General features: G+C 50.1%; 22 protein-coding genes. 10 read left to right on the top strand and 12 right to left on the bottom strand.

Annotation, left to right across the window (positions count from 1 at the left end; all coding sequences use genetic code 11):
• Window positions 1-95: 95 nt before the first annotated feature.
• The gene (locus ACZ520_RS02885; RefSeq protein ID WP_464127458.1) at window positions 96-3,050 is read right to left on the bottom strand and encodes a TolB family protein; all 2,955 of its coding nucleotides are present in this window, start codon (window positions 3,048-3,050) and stop codon (window positions 96-98) included.
• 131 nt (window positions 3,051-3,181) lie between these two features.
• On the opposite strand from ACZ520_RS02885, the gene pal reads away from it, so the two are divergent.
• From pal to ACZ520_RS02920, 7 genes are all read left to right on the top strand, one after another.
• Window positions 3,182-3,688 (top strand): peptidoglycan-associated lipoprotein Pal, encoded by a 507-nt coding sequence (pal, locus tag ACZ520_RS02890; RefSeq protein WP_088566257.1) that lies wholly within the window; start codon window positions 3,182-3,184, stop codon window positions 3,686-3,688.
• Window positions 3,689-3,710: 22 nt separating this feature from the next.
• Window positions 3,711-4,022 (top strand): DUF4398 domain-containing protein, encoded by a 312-nt coding sequence (locus ACZ520_RS02895; protein ID WP_088566256.1) that lies wholly within the window; start codon window positions 3,711-3,713, stop codon window positions 4,020-4,022.
• Window positions 4,019-4,690, top strand: coding sequence for a tetratricopeptide repeat protein (locus ACZ520_RS02900; protein ID WP_416479485.1), 672 nt, complete (start codon window positions 4,019-4,021; stop codon window positions 4,688-4,690). Before ACZ520_RS02895 ends, ACZ520_RS02900 begins: the two co-directional genes overlap by 4 nt.
• 4 nt (window positions 4,691-4,694) lie before the next feature.
• Complete coding sequence (gene tsaD / locus ACZ520_RS02905) at window positions 4,695-5,732, top strand: tRNA (adenosine(37)-N6)-threonylcarbamoyltransferase complex transferase subunit TsaD (protein WP_088566254.1); 1,038 nt, start codon at window positions 4,695-4,697, stop codon at window positions 5,730-5,732.
• Window positions 5,729-6,553: a 16S rRNA (adenine(1518)-N(6)/adenine(1519)-N(6))-dimethyltransferase RsmA gene (gene rsmA / locus ACZ520_RS02910; RefSeq protein ID WP_464127462.1), complete on the top strand. Its 825-nt coding sequence runs from the start codon at window positions 5,729-5,731 to the stop codon at window positions 6,551-6,553. The genes tsaD and rsmA overlap by 4 nt, the downstream gene beginning before the upstream one ends.
• Complete coding sequence (gene smpB / locus ACZ520_RS02915) at window positions 6,554-7,012, top strand: SsrA-binding protein SmpB (protein ID WP_088566252.1); 459 nt, start codon at window positions 6,554-6,556, stop codon at window positions 7,010-7,012. It begins immediately after the preceding gene.
• A 146-nt stretch (window positions 7,013-7,158) separates the two neighbouring features.
• Entirely contained in the window at window positions 7,159-7,845 is a 687-nt protein-coding gene (locus ACZ520_RS02920) for a hypothetical protein (protein WP_464127464.1), read from the top strand.
• A gap of 295 nt (window positions 7,846-8,140) precedes the next feature.
• Here the strand turns inward: ACZ520_RS02920 and ACZ520_RS02925 are convergent, their stop codons facing one another.
• Window positions 8,141-8,782, bottom strand: coding sequence for a hypothetical protein (locus ACZ520_RS02925; RefSeq protein ID WP_374032018.1), 642 nt, complete (start codon window positions 8,780-8,782; stop codon window positions 8,141-8,143).
• 96 nt (window positions 8,783-8,878) lie between these two features.
• On the opposite strand from ACZ520_RS02925, the gene ACZ520_RS02930 reads away from it, so the two are divergent.
• Window positions 8,879-9,667 (top strand): hypothetical protein, encoded by a 789-nt coding sequence (locus ACZ520_RS02930; protein WP_232468764.1) that lies wholly within the window; start codon window positions 8,879-8,881, stop codon window positions 9,665-9,667.
• Between the two features lie 34 nt (window positions 9,668-9,701).
• Here the strand turns inward: ACZ520_RS02930 and ACZ520_RS02935 are convergent, their stop codons facing one another.
• From ACZ520_RS02935 to ACZ520_RS02945, 3 genes are read right to left on the bottom strand one after another with little or no spacing between them, the layout of a single operon-like run.
• The gene (locus tag ACZ520_RS02935; RefSeq protein ID WP_088566248.1) at window positions 9,702-10,379 is read right to left on the bottom strand and encodes a flagellar brake protein; all 678 of its coding nucleotides are present in this window, start codon (window positions 10,377-10,379) and stop codon (window positions 9,702-9,704) included.
• Complete coding sequence (locus ACZ520_RS02940; protein ID WP_464127467.1) at window positions 10,352-11,254, bottom strand: SAM-dependent methyltransferase; 903 nt, start codon at window positions 11,252-11,254, stop codon at window positions 10,352-10,354. The genes ACZ520_RS02935 and ACZ520_RS02940 overlap by 28 nt, the downstream gene beginning before the upstream one ends.
• Window positions 11,251-11,553, bottom strand: coding sequence for a hypothetical protein (locus ACZ520_RS02945; protein ID WP_157678796.1), 303 nt, complete (start codon window positions 11,551-11,553; stop codon window positions 11,251-11,253). The genes ACZ520_RS02940 and ACZ520_RS02945 overlap by 4 nt, the downstream gene beginning before the upstream one ends.
• Before the next feature lie 207 nt (window positions 11,554-11,760).
• Between ACZ520_RS02945 and ACZ520_RS02950 the strand changes: the two genes are divergently transcribed.
• Window positions 11,761-13,002 carry a hypothetical protein gene (locus ACZ520_RS02950; protein WP_088566245.1) on the top strand — a complete coding sequence of 414 codons (1,242 nt, stop codon included), beginning with the start codon at window positions 11,761-11,763 and terminating at the stop codon, window positions 13,000-13,002.
• A gap of 75 nt (window positions 13,003-13,077) precedes the next feature.
• On the opposite strand, the gene ACZ520_RS02955 is transcribed toward ACZ520_RS02950, so the two are convergent.
• From ACZ520_RS02955 to ACZ520_RS02980, 6 genes are all read right to left on the bottom strand, one after another.
• Window positions 13,078-13,605 carry a MarR family winged helix-turn-helix transcriptional regulator gene (locus ACZ520_RS02955; protein WP_464127470.1) on the bottom strand — a complete coding sequence of 176 codons (528 nt, stop codon included), beginning with the start codon at window positions 13,603-13,605 and terminating at the stop codon, window positions 13,078-13,080.
• A 216-nt stretch (window positions 13,606-13,821) separates the two neighbouring features.
• Complete coding sequence (locus ACZ520_RS02960) at window positions 13,822-14,217, bottom strand: hypothetical protein (RefSeq protein WP_015089801.1); 396 nt, start codon at window positions 14,215-14,217, stop codon at window positions 13,822-13,824.
• Window positions 14,218-14,309: 92 nt separating this feature from the next.
• Window positions 14,310-14,816: a GlcG/HbpS family heme-binding protein gene (locus ACZ520_RS02965; RefSeq protein ID WP_464127472.1), complete on the bottom strand. Its 507-nt coding sequence runs from the start codon at window positions 14,814-14,816 to the stop codon at window positions 14,310-14,312.
• 72 nt (window positions 14,817-14,888) lie between these two features.
• Window positions 14,889-15,428, bottom strand: a complete 540-nt coding sequence (locus tag ACZ520_RS02970; RefSeq protein WP_464127474.1) for a GNAT family N-acetyltransferase — start codon at window positions 15,426-15,428, stop codon at window positions 14,889-14,891.
• Complete coding sequence (locus tag ACZ520_RS02975; RefSeq protein ID WP_464127476.1) at window positions 15,425-15,940, bottom strand: GNAT family N-acetyltransferase; 516 nt, start codon at window positions 15,938-15,940, stop codon at window positions 15,425-15,427. The genes ACZ520_RS02970 and ACZ520_RS02975 overlap by 4 nt, the downstream gene beginning before the upstream one ends.
• On the bottom strand, window positions 15,937-16,581 hold the full coding sequence (locus ACZ520_RS02980) for an FMN-binding negative transcriptional regulator (protein WP_464127478.1): 645 nt from the start codon (window positions 16,579-16,581) through the stop codon (window positions 15,937-15,939). The genes ACZ520_RS02975 and ACZ520_RS02980 overlap by 4 nt, the downstream gene beginning before the upstream one ends.
• Window positions 16,582-16,677: 96 nt before the next feature.
• On the opposite strand from ACZ520_RS02980, the gene pdxR reads away from it, so the two are divergent.
• Entirely contained in the window at window positions 16,678-18,108 is a 1,431-nt protein-coding gene (gene pdxR / locus ACZ520_RS02985; RefSeq protein ID WP_464127480.1) for a MocR-like pyridoxine biosynthesis transcription factor PdxR, read from the top strand.
• Here pdxR and map read toward each other — a convergent pair.
• Window positions 18,105-18,863, bottom strand: coding sequence for a type I methionyl aminopeptidase (map, locus tag ACZ520_RS02990; protein ID WP_464127482.1), 759 nt, complete (start codon window positions 18,861-18,863; stop codon window positions 18,105-18,107). The two genes, pdxR and map, sit on opposite strands and share 4 nt — an antisense overlap.
• Window positions 18,864-18,879: the final 16 nt, after the last annotated feature.

Consider the following 18,879-nt stretch of genomic DNA (forward strand, 5'->3'; position numbering starts at 1 on the left):
AGCATCCTCGCCGCTAGTTGTCGATATTCTCAATAATTTCGAGGGGCTGTGTCTTTGTCAAGATGGAGCGGTTTGGCTCACCGCAATAACAGGGTCTAGAACCCCGTTATTTGCAATGCCGTCGCCAGAACACCCTCGGGTCCCTTCGGCGCTTGGAAGGCGACATAGTAACCAAGGACCACATTCACCGGGATCACGTAACCCAAAGTGGTTTCCAGTTTGGCTTCGACTCCGGCGCTGTAATACGGCTTGTTCATGCTGGTGACTTCATAAACCAGATCCACGTCGTTCACGAAGCGGCCCTCGGCAGCAGCGGCATCACCCACCACGGCGGCAGATAGGCGGCGCAAGAACAGGGCATCAGTGCCCGAACCACGGTAAAGATCCTTCAGCGGCAGGCGGTACTCGGCATTGACGGTCACCAGATTTCGGCCAAACAACTGCCCGCGTTTGTAGCCACGCAAAATATACTGAGGCAGGGGGCTGTTAGGGATAAAGACCATGGATTCGGTGGAAACCCCGTAAATCGGCGACACCTTTTCCGGAGTGTACACGCCGTTCAGTCTTAGCATGATCGCATGGTGTTTCGGCAAGAAGCGGGAAAGATAGATTTCACCACCCGCTAAGAACTGCGAATGGTTCAGGTAACCGTCCTGCGCGATATAGTTGTAAGCCCCCAGGTAAGCTCCGCCGCCGGATTCAGGCGAAATCTGCGCGCCGGACTGGGAATAGTTCGCGTAGCTCAAATACGCATAAGGCCCCGTGCGCTTCACTTCAGTCGTCAGGGTGGTTCTTTCCAGATATTGCCAGCCCACTTGCAGGTTTGAATAGATCGAGGCCCAGTGGGTGTCAGGAAGCACGGACAGTTGTGCGCCGAAGTCTTCAATCTCGTTCGACACTGTTCCCAGATAATAGCTGCGTTTGTAGCTTAGAACCGCGAACGGCCATGGGGTTGTCTGGTTGATGTAACTTCCAAGGATGCTGCCTTTGTTGATGCCGGTATCCCAGGACGCGGCAATTTCATACATATGTTTTTTCAGTGGATCAAAGCCCGAGGTCTGCGCTTCGATCACCAGACCGGTTTCGCTGGAAGACCCCGAGATAAACGGCATCCAATACCGCGGCAGCAGATAACCATACGGAGAATAGTCATCAAGCTCGGAAGCTTTCACGGCATTCCTGGCTTCTTCTTCAGCCTGGGGATTGCGTTCGGCTTTGGCGTAACGATCGCCCATCAAAGAACTGACCTGAGGCAGAGTGTTCGGTGTTTTTTGCCATTCATCGGGCTTGATCGCTGAAACACGCAAACCCTGGGAGGTCATCTCGGTGGCGAAGATTTCTTTATTCAAAGGATCCATGTCTGCGGTGAACAGAGCCGTCAGCGTGTGAGAAATCGGGCGGACGTTTTTAAATTCCACGTCTGACAAATAAAGATTCGGCACGCCGTTTTTAGCCGAGGCAAAGATCACGCCTTCCGTCGTTTTTCGCGCAAAGCGGGCGTTGGGATAATCCGTCAGCACCGCTTCGGAAGTTTTGGTTGAAATGGAATAACGGTACAGATTTTCACGGCCGTCTTCGGTGCGCAGTGAAAACACGATCGTGTCTTCATCCAGGAACGTCGGATAGGACACACGCTGCTGCATCGGTGGCGAGAAAAGCAATTCCGCCGGTGGATTCTTTTCACCAGTCAGGCGAAGCAACCCCAAGTGAGTGCGATTGCCATCCAATTTAACGAACACCACCTGGTTGCCGGACGGGGACACGGCAGGTTCACGTCCACGAAGTCCCTTGGTCAGGGCCTTGGCTTTTCTTTCGCCAAGCTCATACACGAACAGGTCCGAATATCTTTGAATGCGATTGGTGTAGTCGATCTTGTCGTAAATCAAGCGCTTGGAATCCGGGAACCAGCTAATGCGCTGAATGCTTCCGGTTGGCGGGCCGTCTTTTTGGGTGGCCGGGATAAAGCTTTCATTGAAGCGTTCGATGGTGTCGGTCATGCGCGAATCCAGAAAACTTTGACCGTCTTTTTCTTTCGTCAGGATTTTCACCGCGCGGGAGTTGCCATCATCTTCGGTGATCAGGGCCAGATGTTTTCCGTCAGGTGAAATCGCCGGCGCACTGACGGACTGGAAGTTGTTTTGGGGGGTGAGGGTCGCGGTCGGAGAAACTTCGCGCAGGGTTTTTAGCTGCTCCAGGGCGCGAAGTTCGGTTTCTTTCATCATGCTGTCGTATTCAGTGCTGTAGCTGGCCCCCAAATAGTCACGGGCCGGGGTTTCAATAAAATACGGAACCCGGCCGCCCTGGCGTTCATGCAGTTCGCCGACAACTTTGGTACCCTTGTCCGCGATCATCTGACTCCACATCAAAGAGCCAAAAAGATAAGGCCGTGCCCCTTGGGGCCAGGTGTAGATGTTTTCATTGGCTTCGGCGATATCAAAATCACGCAGGGTTTTGGCGTCGACCATCGCCCGAACGGTGGCGTCCTGATAATGCGAGCGCAAGCGGCCGTGATCGGACAGGCGGGTTTCCATTTCGACGGCCACGCCCTCTTTCCACCACTGGGGCATCAGAATGTTCGGCGCGATGATGGTTCCAAAAACCGCGCGCAGAGGTTTCATGATCCCGTTGGCGGGTTCGAACGTCAGGATGTGGGTGTATTCGTGGGCCAAAAGCTCAAACGCCCAGTCGCCTGTATCAGAAAGACTTTCTTCGGGGCCGGGGAGCACGGGGTAGGCCATGATGTGTGGATATGGGATTCTTGTGGCGTATCCATTTGTGACATCGGTTTTGTCGTTGATAATGACGATTGTTTTGTCAGGTCGGGAATGAAAGTAAGAGCGAAGTTCTGAATAGGCTTTCTCTAATTTTTCCGCATACAGATAGCCCAGGTCCTGCTGCTCGGCATTAAAAATGACTTCGAAGTGGGCGGTCTTGAGAGTTTTCCATTTTAGCTGCGGAGGCACTTCAAGCTGTGCCTTGGCTTGGGACACTGAAAGTAAAATTGTCAGAAATAGAGACGCCAAGCTGTAAACTGCGGAGTATTTTTGCATAAATCTTTGCTAGTGGTCCGGCTGTACAGCAACGCAACATCAATTTAGGAAATCTAAGGTTTGACAATGAGCTGCTATAAATTAAAGTTTTTAGTGTTATAATAACGACTCAAAGTTCATAGGAGGACATCATGGTTCGTAAATTGGCTCTAGGTCTTGTTGCCATCGCATTCGTAGCAGGTTGTAAAGGAAAACAAACTCAGTCTGATCAGTCTATTGAGACTTTGCCTACTGGCGGTCAGTCTACAGCGATTGACTCCACTCCGCTGAATTTTGATCCAATGGGTTCTGATTCCGGCAAGATTTCTGGTTTGGTAACTGTTCACTTCGGTTATGACAAATCCAGCCTGGATGCTTCTTCCAAAAAAGATATCGCGACTAACGTCGAGTGGATGAAGGCAAATCCTTCTGTTCGCGTACAAATCGAAGGTCACTGTGATAATCGTGGTACTATCGAGTACAACGTGGCTTTGGGTGAAAGACGTGCCAACGCGGTTAAAGCTTACATGGTATCTTTGGGTATCGCGGCTGACCGTTTGAGCACTATCAGCTACGGTAAAGAAAAACCACTTGAGACTGGCGATACTGAAGCTGCATGGGCGAAAAACCGCCGTGCGAACTTCGTACCTGCTCAGTAAGATCACCTAAGAAAGGCGCAGAGTGAACATACAGAGACTTTTCATCGGAGTTTTACTTTTCACGGTGATCGTCAGCTGTCAGACTGCGCCTGTTCCCCTGGATGACTATTCCTTAGCTCGAGCCGCACTGGATGCGGCTCGTTCTGTTCAAGCGGCCCGCCATTCTCCCGGATACTGGCATCAGGCGGAAGAAGCCTATCGTAAAGGCCGCATCTATTTCGAAGACCGTGATTACGGCAAAGCCAAAGAACAATTCATCCGTGCCCGTATGGCAGCTGAAAAAGCTGAGAACTCGGCCCGTCTGATTCGTCAAAAAACTGGAGATGTCTTATGAAGTTGATCATTCTTGTTGTCGCCACCGCGACTTTGCTGACGGGCTGTTTGAAAACCCGCACCGATGTTCGTGAAAATGAACAGCGCCAGGTGATGCAGCAACAGGTTGTGACTTTGCAAAAGACCAATGCGGATGCGTCCGGCCGTGTGGCCGACCTTGAAGAGCAAATGCGTGAGTTGAACGGCCGCGTGGATGTGGTTGAAAACAAGCTGGGTTCCAGCCACTCAGGTGTGGAAAACGCCCTGAGAAACTCTCAGCAGCAGAACCAGGATCTGAGCGGCAAAGTGGCTATAATGCAAGAAGCCCTCACAACCATGGAAAAACAAATCTATGCGCTGAACGCGGAAGTAAATGCCCTGCGCGCTGAAAAAGCCGCGGCTCAGGCCGAAAAATCCGCAAAACAGGCTAAAAGGGACGCTTTTGAAGCGGCTCAGGACTTTTTTGCCAAGAAAGACTGGAAACAGTCCATCCTGAACTATCAAAAGTACCGTGATGAAAACCCGAAAGGTCCTAAGTTTGCCGATGCGACCTATAAAATCGGGGTGTCCTTCCAGGAATTGGGCATGAAAGACGAGGCAAAAACCTTCTATGACGAGGTGGTCAGCAAGTTTCCGAAGTCAGAAGAGGCTCGTCGTGCTAAGATCCGTTTGAAGGGTTTAAAAAAGTAATACTGTGATTGAAAGAGTTCTCGCCATTGAAACCAGCTGTGATGACACCTCCGTCGCGATCGTTGATCGTACCGGTTGGGTTCACTCTGTGGTGGCGGCCTCTCAGGATCTGGATCACGAAATCTATGGCGGCATCGTTCCTGAAATTGCCGCCCGCAACCATTCCATCGCCCTCATTCCACTGATCGAAGAAGCTTTCAAGAAAGCCAACATGAATTGGTCAGACGTGCAGGGAATTGCCGTCACCAATCGTCCGGGTTTGATCGGCGCTTTGATCGTGGGGCTGGTGACAGCGAAATCCCTGTCGCAGGCAAAACATCTGCCGTTTTTGGGTGTGAATCACCTTGAAGGGCATCTGCTGGCGCCGTTTTTGCGCGATGATAAATATGCTCCACCGGAAGATTTCGGATACCCGTATGTGGGTTTGGCGATCAGCGGTGGGCACACAAGTTTGTATCAAATTAAAGGACTGGGCGATTATCGTATCTTGGGTGCCACCAAGGATGATGCGGCCGGGGAGTGTTTCGATAAATTTGCAAAGATGGCAGGCCTGGGGTTCCCGGGTGGTGTGCGTGTCGATCAAATGGCCAAGACGGGAAATCCGCAGGCGTTCGAATTCCCCCGCAGCATGATCCATGATGACACTTTCGACATGAGTTTCTCGGGACTAAAATCTTCCGGCCAGCGCATGATTGAACAACTGGGACCAGAACTTGTGCAGGAACGTCTGCCGGATCTGTGCGCCTCGTTCCAGGAAGCCATCGTGGATGTCCTGATCGCGAAACTGGATCGGGCGGCGAAAGTCTTCCGCTCCAAACGTGTGATTCTGACTGGCGGGGTCAGTGCGAATTCACGTCTTCGTCAGCGGGCTCAGGAATGGGCCGATAAAAAAGGCTATACTTTGGTGATTCCACCTCTGCGTTACTGCACTGATAACGCCGCGATGATCGGTTACGTCGGCGCTTTGCGTATGGCTCGCGGTGAAGTGTCGGCTTTGGATCTGGGACCGTCCCCTCAAGCTCTTGCATCGGATTTTAAATGAGTTATTCACGCGAACGTCTGCAGCGCGCGCAAGAGGCCATGGGCATTGCCGCGAAAAAATCATTGGGCCAGAACTTTCTGGTCAGCGACACCGTCATCAATCGCATCATCGATCAGGTGAAAGCCTTTGCGCCGGAAGAACTGGTTGAAGTGGGCCCCGGCCCAGGTGCTTTGACGGATCTGTTGTTAGAGCTGAATCTGCCCATGCAGGTGATTGAGCTGGATTCTGCCATCGCGGCTTACTGGCGCGAAAAAGGCCTGACGGTGATCGAAAAAGACGCCCTTCGTTTGGACTGGAAGCAGTTCTATACCGGCAAGCGCGTGGTCTTTGTCAGCAACCTGCCTTATCAGATTTCTTCCAGTATCGTGATTGAGCGTTCATTGGAAGAAGACGGTGTGGCAGGCATGGTGCTGATGTTCCAAAAGGAAGTCGCCCAGAAAATTCGCGGAACCGTGGATAGCGACCTGTACGGTCTTTTAAGTGTCTTTGCACAAGCTTTCTGGAAGATTGAAACCGTGACCGATGCGGGGCCAAGGGATTTCCAGCCGCCTCCCAAGGTGGCCAGCCGGGTGTTGTCCTTTGAGCGTATTGAGTCTGACGTTAAAAACCGCAAGGCTTTCCTGACATTTGTGAAGTGCGCCTTCGCGCAAAGACGTAAGCTTTTGAAGAAAAATTTGTCTGGTCTTTTAAGTCAAAAGAAGCTAACTGAAGAGCAACTGGTCGGCTGGTTGGCCGAGCTGGGCTTTAAAGAAACGGCCCGCGCGGAGGAGCTTTCTCCGAAGCAGTTTGTGGCCCTGTATAAGCATTTTGGATTTGAGTAAATGAGCGAAAATATCCTGATTGTTCATGAGAACAAAAAAGCACGCTTTGACTACACGATCGTGGAAACCTACGAGGCGGGTCTGCAGCTTATGGGCAGCGAGGTGAAATCCCTGCGCAACAAGGATGTTCAGTTGAAGGATTCCTACATCTCTTTCAAAGGGGATGAAGCGTATCTGCAAAATGCGCACATCGCGGAATACAAGGCTTCCAGTTACAACAATCACGTGCCTGAAAGACATCGCAAACTTCTGATGCACAGAAGTGAGCTTGATGAAATTTTCGAGGCTTTGCGTGAAAAGGGTTATTCTTGTGTGCCGCTGAAGATCTACTTCAAAAACGGCCGCGCCAAATTGCAGATTGCTTTGGTGAAGGGTAAAAAGACCCACGACAAGCGTGAGGCGATCAAGAAACGCGACGTTTCTGATCAAATTCGTTCATCTCTACGACGTTCGAGATAGCGTCCGGAATGTCCGAAATCCAATAAATCGGACTGTAAAAAACTCAAAAAATGGATTTATCGCCGTCATTCCCTGTTTAAATGGATTTGAGGCCTGATTTTCTTAGCACCGTCTCTGCATTAATACCGATGCAAAGGAGACTGTTTATGAAAAACCATTGCCTAAAAATTGTGTTCGCCGTTCTTTCACTTCCTGTGTTCGCTAAAGCAGACGTAGTTGCGAGTCCCGAGGTGTATAGTGCGATTGAAAGCCTCTCGAAGTACGTTCAGCAAAAGGACGACTCTTTCAATGCTGGTGTTATGTACAGAAAGATCTTGGAGAACACTGAAGAAAAGGGTGTCGTTGAAGGATTGGCTATTCCAATTGGGAAGTTCTATTTAATGGAAAAGGACCCCGCTGCCCGTCGAAATTTGAAGGCTGTTTTGTCGGGAATCAATATTGAGGTGGAAGAGGAGTCTGCTACTCAGGATCAATCAGATAGGCACCATCGCAATAATCAACATTTGGTAGTCGATAGAGACAAGTGCGTCTCTACCTGTATTGATGACGTTTTAGATGGGGCACAAAAAGGTGCCGTAATTGGTGGTGCAATTGGGGCAGGTGGAGGACCTCATGTTGGAGCTGCCGGAGCCGCAGGAGGTGCCGTAATTGGCGGTGCCTTGGGTGGCGTGCAGTGTTCAACTAAGCCTGAATGCAAGGATGATGGATCAAATAAACGCATTTCCACGTTCGCTCCAGACCGCGCGCGCATCTACTTTACTGTAGAGGGCAACATGCAAAAGAAGATGAAGATTGTAGTGAACAATGGTCATCGAATTCCAGGAGGATTCTAGTATGAATTCCAATGTTCGAGCTTGGTTGCTCCAAAACGTTCAGGTTCCGATTTGGGTTGTACTAGTTGGTGTGTTAATGGGAGTGGTTCTGCCTTCGTATGCCAGCAGGTATGGGCATTCGTTGATCTTCCTTGTAATCACTTGCCAGTTTTTGCGCACGGAAGGTGTCAGTCCATCACTTGCTAAAGTGAATTGGGCGCTGCGATTGATTCTGGGTGGCTTATGGGTATTCGGACTTGCCTGGAGTCTTTACATCGGAAAGTAAATTGAAAAAGCCCTCTTCGGAGGGCTTTTTTTATGAAACTCTTCGTTTCTGATCAAATTCGTTCATCTCTACGACGTTCTCGTTAAGGATAAATTCCTCTTTGATGCCCAGGCGGGCACGTTTTTCAGCCAAAAGGTGTTTCCACGCGGCATAGGCCTCGCGGTTTTGTGGATCGATGCTGAGCTTTTCCAAAAGCTTCAGTTCCGTCTCGGTGTTGGCTTTCAACGCGCGATAGAAATAGTCATAAGTCATCGACAGATCACGGAAGTCGTCTTCTTCCGGCAGGTGATAGTCCGGGATATGCCACTGACCCAGCATCAACTGGTGCATGTGCTTTTCCATTGCCACCAGCGGGGACAGCAGATTTTTCGTCATGCGGATCACCAGGAACAAAGTCACTCCGGTCAGGAACACAAAGCTTGCCGCCAGGAACACTTGCAGCCAGGTGATCTCACGCTCCAGATGCTGAACCAGCGTGGGGTGCGTGTCGTAAGCAAGACTTTTGAACAGTTCATAGTTCTGATTGATGAAGTAATAAGCCGGAAGCAGGAATAAAATAGCGCCGCCCGCAACGGCCGTGATCATGTACCAGCAATACTTGTACTGGAAGGCTTTATTCAATATGAAGCGGCGGGGACCCTGTCCCTGAGGCACGCGTTGAGGTTCGATCACTCTTCTTCCATACAACATATGTCCCACTTATCGGCGGGTTGTGTTTTGTGTAGAGTCCAATTATTCTCAAAAAGAAGCAAAATCACGGAGGACAGCATGAGTTTATCACCGGCTTTCGCAACTGCGGGGTCCAAGCTGCAAGATACATTAAGACCAAAGTCTTTGATCAAGGTTCTATTCTTTACTTTGGTCGTCCTGCTGTCTGCGATCGAATCCCGCGCTCAGAACGAAGGTCCTGAATCAACCACTTTGGTGGATGAAAATTACTCTTTGAAGGCCGACCGTGAGGCGTTTGAAGAACTTCGCAAGAACATCCCGGCCAACGTAAAAAAGGACAACGATGAAAAGGCCTTCATGGATGGGCTGGTCTCTGATTTATCCCGCACACCGTCTGAAGTTCGCGGCAAGTTCAGCTCGATCGTGAACAAGAAGCGCGATCTGTTTAATAAAGACATGACCAAGGCGCGTGAACAGTTCGGCAAGATCCAGAAAAAAGAGCGTGACGAATTCACGAAAGAGCTGGCCGACAAGCGCAAGGCTTTTGCCAAAACCAAATCCACCTCTGACGAGCGCAAAGAGTTCTATGACGAACACGAATCCAAGCGCAAAGACTTCTACGAAAACCAAAAAGAGAAGCGCGACCAGTTCGAAGCCGATATGCGCGACAAACGTAAAAACTTCGACGACTACATCCGCTCAAAGACGGACGAGTTCAATCAGCTTCATCGCGACTATACCAAGCGCTTTGATGAAAACAAAAAAGCCCTGGCAGATCAGAAAAAGCAAGCCGAGCTAAAAAAGAAACAGCAGCAGCAGGATCTGGAAAAAGAATACGAAGCGATCCGCAAGCAGGATCCGACGATCCTCGGACCTGCCGGCGAATAACGCGCTGTAGGTGTAAAAAGTCACCAGGCACCTTTTAGCGGCGGAAGACTTCTTTGTGGATTTCTAGGGTGATGGCGAAGAGTTTGTTTTCCAGGATTGTTGGCAGGGGGGTGAACTCGATGCCGAAGGTTTGGATGACCTTGTTGCCGTCGTCGACTTTGATGTGGCGGACTTCGCCTTGAACTTCGATCGGGCTTCTTTTGCCGATCAGGAGATGACCTGTGACTTTGTCGCCGGTTTTCATCAAAGGGGCATCCAAGCGGTACACCACACGACAGCCCTGGCTGCTGAGATCCGCCAACTGGCCTGTGATCTTCTGGGGTTTATCATTCACCAGAATAATATTATAGAAAGCCTGATATCCATCCGGGATGCGCACGCGATAATTTTGGCGGCGTTGCAGGTGATACAGTTCCTGCGGGACGGGGATCAGCACTTTGCCGTTGATGACCTGGGCCTTGCTTTGGAAGTAGTACTTTTCACCACCCAAAAAGAAATGCCCCAGATATTCTTCCTGATCCTTCATTTGGGTTGGCGATTCAAATGTGCACTCTAAAGCCTGATGTTTGGAATTGAACAGCACCACACGCAACTTACAGATAGAATCGTCCGTGCCCTTGCACAGGAATTCGCCGCGAGCTTTGGCCATATCATCCCAAAGTTTCGCTCTTTCATCAGCGCGCGCTATGAGCTTGAAGGTGCTTTGATCCATACCGTGACCTCGTGCTTGTTGTGGTGCAAGTGCTGTATACGTACATTATCGAGCGCCAGAAACTTTTTCAAAGTTTCATAGTCGGTCTTACCTTGAAATTTTATCGTGCAAACGAAGTTTGAGCAAAGTCCTGAAGCTTGCCAATTTTGAACCAACTCGAGCAATTTCTCGGGATAACAGATGATGTCCGAGAAGAACCAATCAATGGCCCCAATGTCCTCGGGCTTCACGTTAAAGGCATTGGTCTTCATGAACTTCACGCCGGGCAAGGCGGCGATATGTGGTTCCAGCGGGGCGCGGTCGATACTGACGACCTCACACCCCACGGTCTGCAGCACCCAAGTCCATCCGCCGGGGCAGCTGCCAAAGTCCACAACCCTTTGCCCTTTGTCGGGACGAATGCCATAGACAGTGAATAGCTCCCACAGTTTCAGGTAGGCCCGTGACGGAGGATTCTTTTTATCTTCATTGAACTGAACTTCCCCCAATGGAAAAGGGGAGTTCGTCGTCGGCGATGCCAGCAGCGTGTTTTTATCCAGCAGCATCCAGGCGCCCAGATTGTTTTCCGGAAGCGGATCCAGAAAGTTGATCACCCGTGGGCGCAGTTTCGGCAGTTGGTCCTGAATCAACTGGGCACGGCGGTGATTTTCAATGGTGTAGGGGGCCCACAGTTTACCGCGGGACTTTAAGGCCTTGGCAGCCTGGGTGATGGATTCAAAAGGAATGATTTCGGCATCAAGCCAAATATTTTGGGCCCATACAGGATTCTGCAGGGGCCCATCAGTGAGTACCAGATTTCCGTGAACTGATTTTACGTATTTAAGTTCTTCCAGAAGATCAGGCAGAAATTTTTCCGGGGCAAGATATGCGATCATGCCGCCTTAGTTGCCACAGCCGGAGTCAGAAGTCCACGGTTATCCCATACAACCATGCAGTCAGCCCAGAACTTCTCTTTTAGTTTCATATCCGCAGGGCCCATTTTTACTTTTGGGAAATCCTGTTTTTCAAAGTGTTCAGTGAACTGGGATTCGTTGCACGCGCGAACCACTTTCATCATCAGATTAAAGTGCGCTTCAGTGAACGGTTTGTTGTCCACGAGCATTTTTCTGAGACCGCCCTCTGGAGTATGCAGAAGGAAATTAAAGAGGTTCGGTACATCATATTTTTGACTCATATTGAGACTCCCTTTTTGTTGTTTACCTACCCCTTTATTATCGGTGGACCGTTGGCAGTTCTTAAACCCAAAGTACGGTCCAAGGTCCAGAGGGTTTCTGTTTATTAATTTTTCAGTTTTCCCGGACTTTACCAAGATCCTGAAAACTGGACCTTAAAATGGTCCAGAACGCCTTTAGTCGCGCGACCTATCTCCGATCTAGGAGGTATGAAAACACAAAAAAGCACAACCAACATCCTGATGGGCCTTATCGTTACGACAACTCTTTCCTCCACGACCTTCGCCATGGCGAAGAAGCCGGTGAACTCCGGCGGTGGCAGCAGCAGCTCCGGATCCACTGGTTCTACGAAACCTCCGACAACAACTCCGCCAACCACGACTCCACCAACAACAACCCCTCCGGTGCGTGAACCTGCGGCGGTGACAGACTCTATCACTCCGGAAGGTTTCAACGTCTTTACAGAAGTGGCTTACCCGGTCGGCGGTGTGGTGGATGCCAAATACAGCACTTATCGCGAGCTTTTGCCGGTTCGTAACGCCCAGGAAGCTCATGCCACAGATAAATGTGACACGAACCTGGATTCCAACGACCGTTTTGCAGATCGTATCGCTTACGCAGTTGAACTGAAAATGCAGCCAAGCAAAGCGCAACTGGGTTATGTGGCTTCTTACTTCAATCTGAATAAAGACGTGAACACATATCTGCCAAACAGTTTGATTTCACATCCATTGTGTAACGTGACGTCCTCGACTTTGAACACGACCTTTGCGGGTAAAAACATTCCAAGTGCGGCAACGATCAAAAAAATCAATGACTTCACAAATCTGATGAATGGTTATCGCCGTGAGGCTTTGTCCGGCAACCGCGAAGGTTACGTGAAAGCCTCTAAATTGTGGTCCAAGTTCATGATGTGTCTGTCTTACATGGAGTCTTTGACGACGGCAGATACGGCGAAAGCTCAAAGAGTGGCGGATAAATATGCTCCATCCGGTTATCGCCGTCCAGCGGGTGTGAACTTCTATGAAGATCCAAACCAGCCTGCGGAATCCCGTCTGAACATCGGTCTGTTCCAGTTCACTCCGGACGCTGGTGGTAATATCCAGGCTTGTATCCGTGAATGGAATCAACTGTATCCAAAGTGCGGCATCAAAACGAATGCATCCCAGTCTGAATTGATCCGTGTGCTGGGAAGCTCTTTGCAGACCTTCAACGCCTTCTGTGCGGCAGCGAAAGTCACTGGCAGCTTCGCAGTTCAGGTGAATGCGACAAGCTCCAAGAACACGCACCCGTACAACGTGAACTCCAACGGTTCCTTGAAAGCTCCGGCAGAGCGTTGTGTAAGCCCGCACATGTCCGTGGGCAGATCTTACAATCACTTCGGTCCATTCCAGAATACATCGGGCTTTACTCTGGACAACATCATCAGTTGTACTATGGCAGGCGAATAGTTATTGGAGATTAGAGATTAGAAATTGGAAGTTTGAAAAAGAAAAAGCCCGCTTTGTGAGCGGGCTTTTTCTTATTTATTCGGCAGCGGGTTTTTGGCCGATTTCTTTCATTTGTTTGATCAGTCTTTCAAAGTAACCGTTAATCTGATCTTTTTCCTGGGATGGGAACTCACTCCAGAATCTATTGATGCGGGTCTGGTACTCTGGAAGGATCTCGCCGGTTTGTTTTTTTCCTTTTTCAGTCAGTTTGATCACGTACGAGCGGCCGTCTTTTTCGTGCGTGGTTCTTTGCACGATTTCGGCCTTTTCAAGACTGTTGATCAGACCCGAGATTGTGGCTTGGGTCACACCCACCATATGGGCCAATTCAGAAGGCATCAGGCCGTCCACATATTTGTTCAGCAAAATCATCAGCGTGAAACGACCTGAGGACAAACTGTACTGGGAGAAAAATTTGTCCAGATTGATTTCAAACTCCGTGGTGATTTTGCGCAAAAGAATATGCGAGTACCACGCCTCTGGGTTCACCTGGGGATAAAGAACACCAGCCTCTTCTTGAATGGCTTCACGGGAGGGAATTTCAGTTAGAAACAGCTTTGCCATAGAACCTCCTAGAACTGTCAGCAAGCATATTAAAGCTTCCTTATCATTTTAATTAGGGGGCTAAGATGAGGCAAGTAAAAGGACGCAAAAAAACAAAAAGGTCTCTCGCCTTTTTAGGTGAGATCGTTCTCATTCGAGATGAGCGAAAGCAAAAAAAAAAGGAAGAAGTGTTGAAGCACTTCTTCCTGCAAATGAATTGATAATCGCGTGGAGCAATTATTCCAGAGTGTAAACGATCACTTTTACGAAGTCTTTATCGCTCAGAGATCTTTCAAGACACGCGCGGGAAGTTTCGAAAGTGGACGGAGATTTTGTGCCAGAGAAAGTGATCAGCACAACACCATTCATCGCTTCACCCACAACCTGACAGCGGTCATCCATCAGTTTCAGAACGCGGCCCTTCGTCACCGGAAGCTCGCCATCAGTTGTGAACTTGATAGCGCAAGAGAAGAAGCTTTGAGGTTTGTCTGTCGCACCAGATACGTTCTTCAAGCACGTGTTGTAAAGGTTGGAGATTTCTCTTTCAACCGCGATGATGTTTCCGACTTTACGGTCAGAAGCTTGCGCAGAGAAAGCCACTAGCAAAGAAGCGATAGCAAAAAACAGTTTCATAAATCCTCCGGTTATTTTAGGAACGTAAACAGCCTTTCACCTTTTTCTTCCGGCTTAAAGCCTTTAGGCAGCGTGTCGGGGAATCTAGTGTTTCAATTTCCTAGTCGATCCTTGATTTTGTCGATTCCAGCTTGAGCGCACTGGTCGTCCAAAGGACCGCCTGGAGCACCACCCACGCCAATAGCACCAATGACGATACTGCCAGCTCGAATGGGAAGGCCCCCGCCGAGCAATAGGAATCCGTCAATGGCGCCAAGATTCTGAGCGGCAGGATTGCTTTGAGATGTTGCAAGCATTGCGGAGGTTCCGTTCTTGGCAGAAGCGGAGGTGTAGGCTTTGCGGCGGCTGGCATCGACGGTATGAGGGCCCGCGCCATCGGCGCGAAACATCGCTTTAACGTCGCCTGCCTTATCGACGACGGTAGCGGCCACTTGATAGCCCTTGGTTGCGCAGTTGGCGACAGCTTCTTTGGCAGCTTCTTCAGCCAAAGCCAGAGTGATGTTGGATTCGATTTTAAAACCTGCAGACGGGGAGGCAGCATAAGCCAGGGGGCTTGCTACCACCAAAGCCACAGACAGAGCGGCGATGCGTTTGTTCATAAGGTCTCCTAAGGGTGAGGAGAAAATCTTAGAACTTTTAAAAGGCCCTCTGCAAAGAAAGCCCTCGTGTATTTAAACAGAATCCGTCACAGCCTGCTCCGGAAGCTCTTTGACCATGATGAAGTCTGTCTGCTTGTCCGTACCCAGCTTGAAAACATGCTGTCCAACTTGTTTGAATCCATATTTCGCATAGAATTTCTGAGCCCTAATGTTTCGTTCCCATACACCCAGCCATAGCGATTTGTGGCCAAGATCCTTCGCCAGTTGCAGGCATTTATCCATCAGCAAAGCGCCAACCCCTTTTCCGTGCCATCCGGAGTGGACGTAAAGTCTTAGAAGCTCGATCGGTTTTTCTATTTGAACAGCTGGATCCACGGGTCCGTTGAGCAAGTGCAGATAGCCCACCGGGGTTGCGCCGTCCCAGGCAATGGCAATATGTCTTGCGGGATCACTGATTTCTGCCAGCTGCTTTTCCGGGCTGAATGTGTTTTCAAGATACATCTGCATGTCAGCAGGTGAATTGTCTTTACTGAAGGTCTCTGTAAAAGTCCGGGCTCCGAGTTCGCAAAGAATTCCGGCCTGATCTTTGGTTGTAGTGTGTATGGTGATCATTTGCTTTCCTTCCCTAGATAGTGGCCTCGTTCGATGGTGTAGGTCACCTTACTTGCGCCGACGGGGTCTATTGCCAGCGTGGCGCCGATACGCTGCGTGGCGATGCGGGATCTGAGATTGTTTCGCCCTATTTCCAGATGGATGCGTTCGCAGTATCTGAAAATATGCTTCAACATCAGGTCCTTCAGTTCGTGGTTGTAAAGACCGCCCCAATAAGCGCGCGTCAGAAAGGTATAGCCGATTTTTGCCTCGGGGGGCTTGAAGTCATAGTATCGGGAACAGCCAATCATCCTTCCAGTTGCCTGATCAAGGACGGCAAAGGCGCCACCGGATTCGAGGGCGCCATTGAAATATTGTTGAAACACTTCGGGCTTGTGTCGGTCTGATTGGGGATGCTGTGCCCAAATGTCTTTGTCAGAGGCGCAAAGATACAGTTCGTCGTGGTCCGATGGCTTTAAAGGTCTTAGTGTCAGCAAGGTGCCTTCCAGCAAGGGTTGAAGCGGATTTGTCATGCCGGTTCCTCTGGCTTTCTGGGGCCGCGCTGGCTAATGAAATCGGCCATTTGAGTTTCGCCGATCTGACGGAAGTGCCGTTCCAGGCTGACTCTGTTTATTTCGGGCTGGTTTTGACTGACTTTGAATTTGCCATCAATTTTTTCAATGGGAATTTCGAAGCCGATGATCGCTTTGAGCTGCCCCAGAATATAGGTCTGGGGTGCGTCGCTGACTTGCCATGGATGTTCACTGTCTTTTTCCTGTGCCTTGGTTAAATCCGTGATCTGCTGCAGTATCCATTTTGGATCTTCCATGACTACCGGAGTTCCGCGTACCTGTACGGTGGAATAGTTCCAGGTTGGAACAGCTTTCCCGTCAGCTTTTTTTGTCGGGTAAAGGTTGGGTGAAATATAGTTCTGGGGGCCATTAAAGATCACCAGCACCTCGCGGCCGTTTTGCAAAGATTCGATCTGGGGATTGGCACGGGCTAAATGACAACGTAAAACGGGTCGTTCTTCGTCGAGGTGCAGGCTGAAGGGAATCAGATTGGCTGTGATCCCGGAGTCGTCCTGGCTGATAAGAGTGCCCAACGGGTACTTTAAAATATGCTCAAGTAAAACTTCCTGGCGGTCTTCAGTGAAAGCTTTGGGTTTATACATACAATCCTTTTTCGTGGTGGGGTTGCCTTATCATTAGTGTAGCTTTAAACTGGCTTTATAGAAGTGCCAGTTTTTGTTAAATTAGGTGGGCCAGTTATGAAGCGTGGGCAGATCGGTTCCAAGGGCATCTACGAACAGTTAAAAATCCAGATCCTGGACAAGACCTATTCACCGGGTGACCGGTTGCCGTCCAGTCGTGCCTTGGCGGATGAGTTGGGGGTTTCGCGAACAACTGTGACTGTGGCTTATGAACAGCTTATGGCCGAAGGTTTTATCAGTGCCCGCCCTGGTGCTCGGGCGCAGGTCATGCCTTTGGCGTTACCTGTTGCAATTCGCAAAGGATCCGACCGACGAAAGCAAGCTGTGAGTTTTTCTGATTTCGCCAAAAGCATCGTGGAAATGGCGGAGCCGCCCGCGAAAATGAAATGCCCGGTGGCTGACTTTCGCTATGGGGCTTTGGCCGTCACCGATTTTCCGGTGAATCCGTGGAAAAAGGCCCTGGGTATGGCGCTGGGTTCGCGTCGTGAAACCTTGAGCTATGATGATCCTCAGGGAAATTTGCGGCTGCGAACAGCGCTGCAGGCTTACTTGTGGCGTTCCAAGGCGATTCAGTGTTCAGCGGAACAGATCTTGATTGTGAGCGGTTCACAGCAGGGCTTGGATCTTTGTTCAAGGATTCTGTTAACCCCCGAGGACCGGTTTGTGATCGAGAATCCTTGTTATGTGATGGCGATGAATACCTTTGCAGCCAGCGGAGCCAAGCCCGTTTCCATCGACGTGGATGCCGAGGGAATGCAGACCTCCGCTTTGCCCGGGGTGAAGGCTCGCTTGGCGTATGTCACGCCCTCGCATCAATTCCCTCTTGGCAGCGTCATGGGTGTGGCACGTCGGATGGAGCTCCTTCAGTGGGCTTCCGTTAACAATGCATTTGTTGTCGAGGACGATTACGACAGCGAGTATCGCTACGACATCAAGCCGGTTCCCAGTCTTTATGGACTTCGAGATGAGTCTCAGGTGATCTATCTGGGAACAGTGTCCAAAACTCTGGCTCCTTTTTTACGTATTGGCTATATGGTCATTCCCAAAGATCTGATTGCAGTTTTTAGGAAAGCCAAGATGTTGGCTGATCGTCATAGTTCTTTACTGGAACAGGAAGCTTTCGCCGAGTTTTTGGAATCAGGCCAGTACGAACGGCACATAAGACGGATTCGGCGCAAGAACAGTCAGCGGAGGGACGTCCTGGTTGAAACCTTGCAGCGGCGTTTTTCTGATCGAATTGAAATTCAAGGGGACAATGCGGGACTGCACATTGTCGTTTGGCTAAAGGATCTGCCTGAAAAAATGGAGCCATACTTTCTGGAGTCCGCGCAAAAGAGCGGGGTGGGAGTCTATTCAGTAAAAAGACTTTATACCAGTAAATCCGTGCAGAAACCCCGTTGCGTGGGGTTAGTCATGGGTTATTCCGCGCTGACAGAGAAGCAAATCGTGGCCGGGGTCGATGTGCTGTATAAAGTTGTTAGTTCTTAAACAGAGTCAGGAATGGTCACGATCAGGGCGCGGTCCTTCAGAACCACCATCGTGTGTTCGAACTGAGCGGTGCGATGTTCTTTGCCGGCCACCAGTGTCCAGTTGTCGGGTTCTTCATCGACGAATCTTGCGCCGGTGGAAACAAAAGGCTCAATGGTGATGACATGGCCTTCTTTCAGTTTGCGTTTGTCGGTCTTATCAAAATAACCCGCGATGAATTTTGGTTCTTCGTGCAGGCCGCGGCCCACACCATGACTGCCCAGATTTTCAATAACGGTGTAACCGTGGGACTTGGCGACTTTTTCGATATTGTAGCCGATCACATTGATCAGCTCTCCGGCTTTCACGGCCTTGATCGCTGTGTCGAGCGCCAGACGGGTGACTTTCAAAAGATCTTCGTCCGTTTTCTTTGCCGGAGGCACGATGAAGGATCCGCCGTTATCCGCAAAGTAGCCGCCGAATTCAGCCGACACGTCGATGTTGATCAGGTCACCGGCTTTGATGATCTTCTTGTCAGAGGGCACGCCGTGGGCGACTTCGTGATTCAGGCTGATGCAGTTATAGCCAGGGAAGTTGTACGTTGCCATGGGGCCGGACTTGGCGCCATGAAGCTCCAGATACTGGCCACCGAGGTTGTCCAGCTCTTTGGTGCTCATGCCGGGTTCCATTTTGCGAGCCATGTACTGCAGGCAGTTGGCGACGATTTTCCCGATTTTTTTAAGACCTTCCAGGTCGGCTTCTGTCTTTACGATCATGGATTTGGTTTATACA

It is taken from the genome of Bdellovibrio sp. BIS2 (assembly GCF_055398295.1).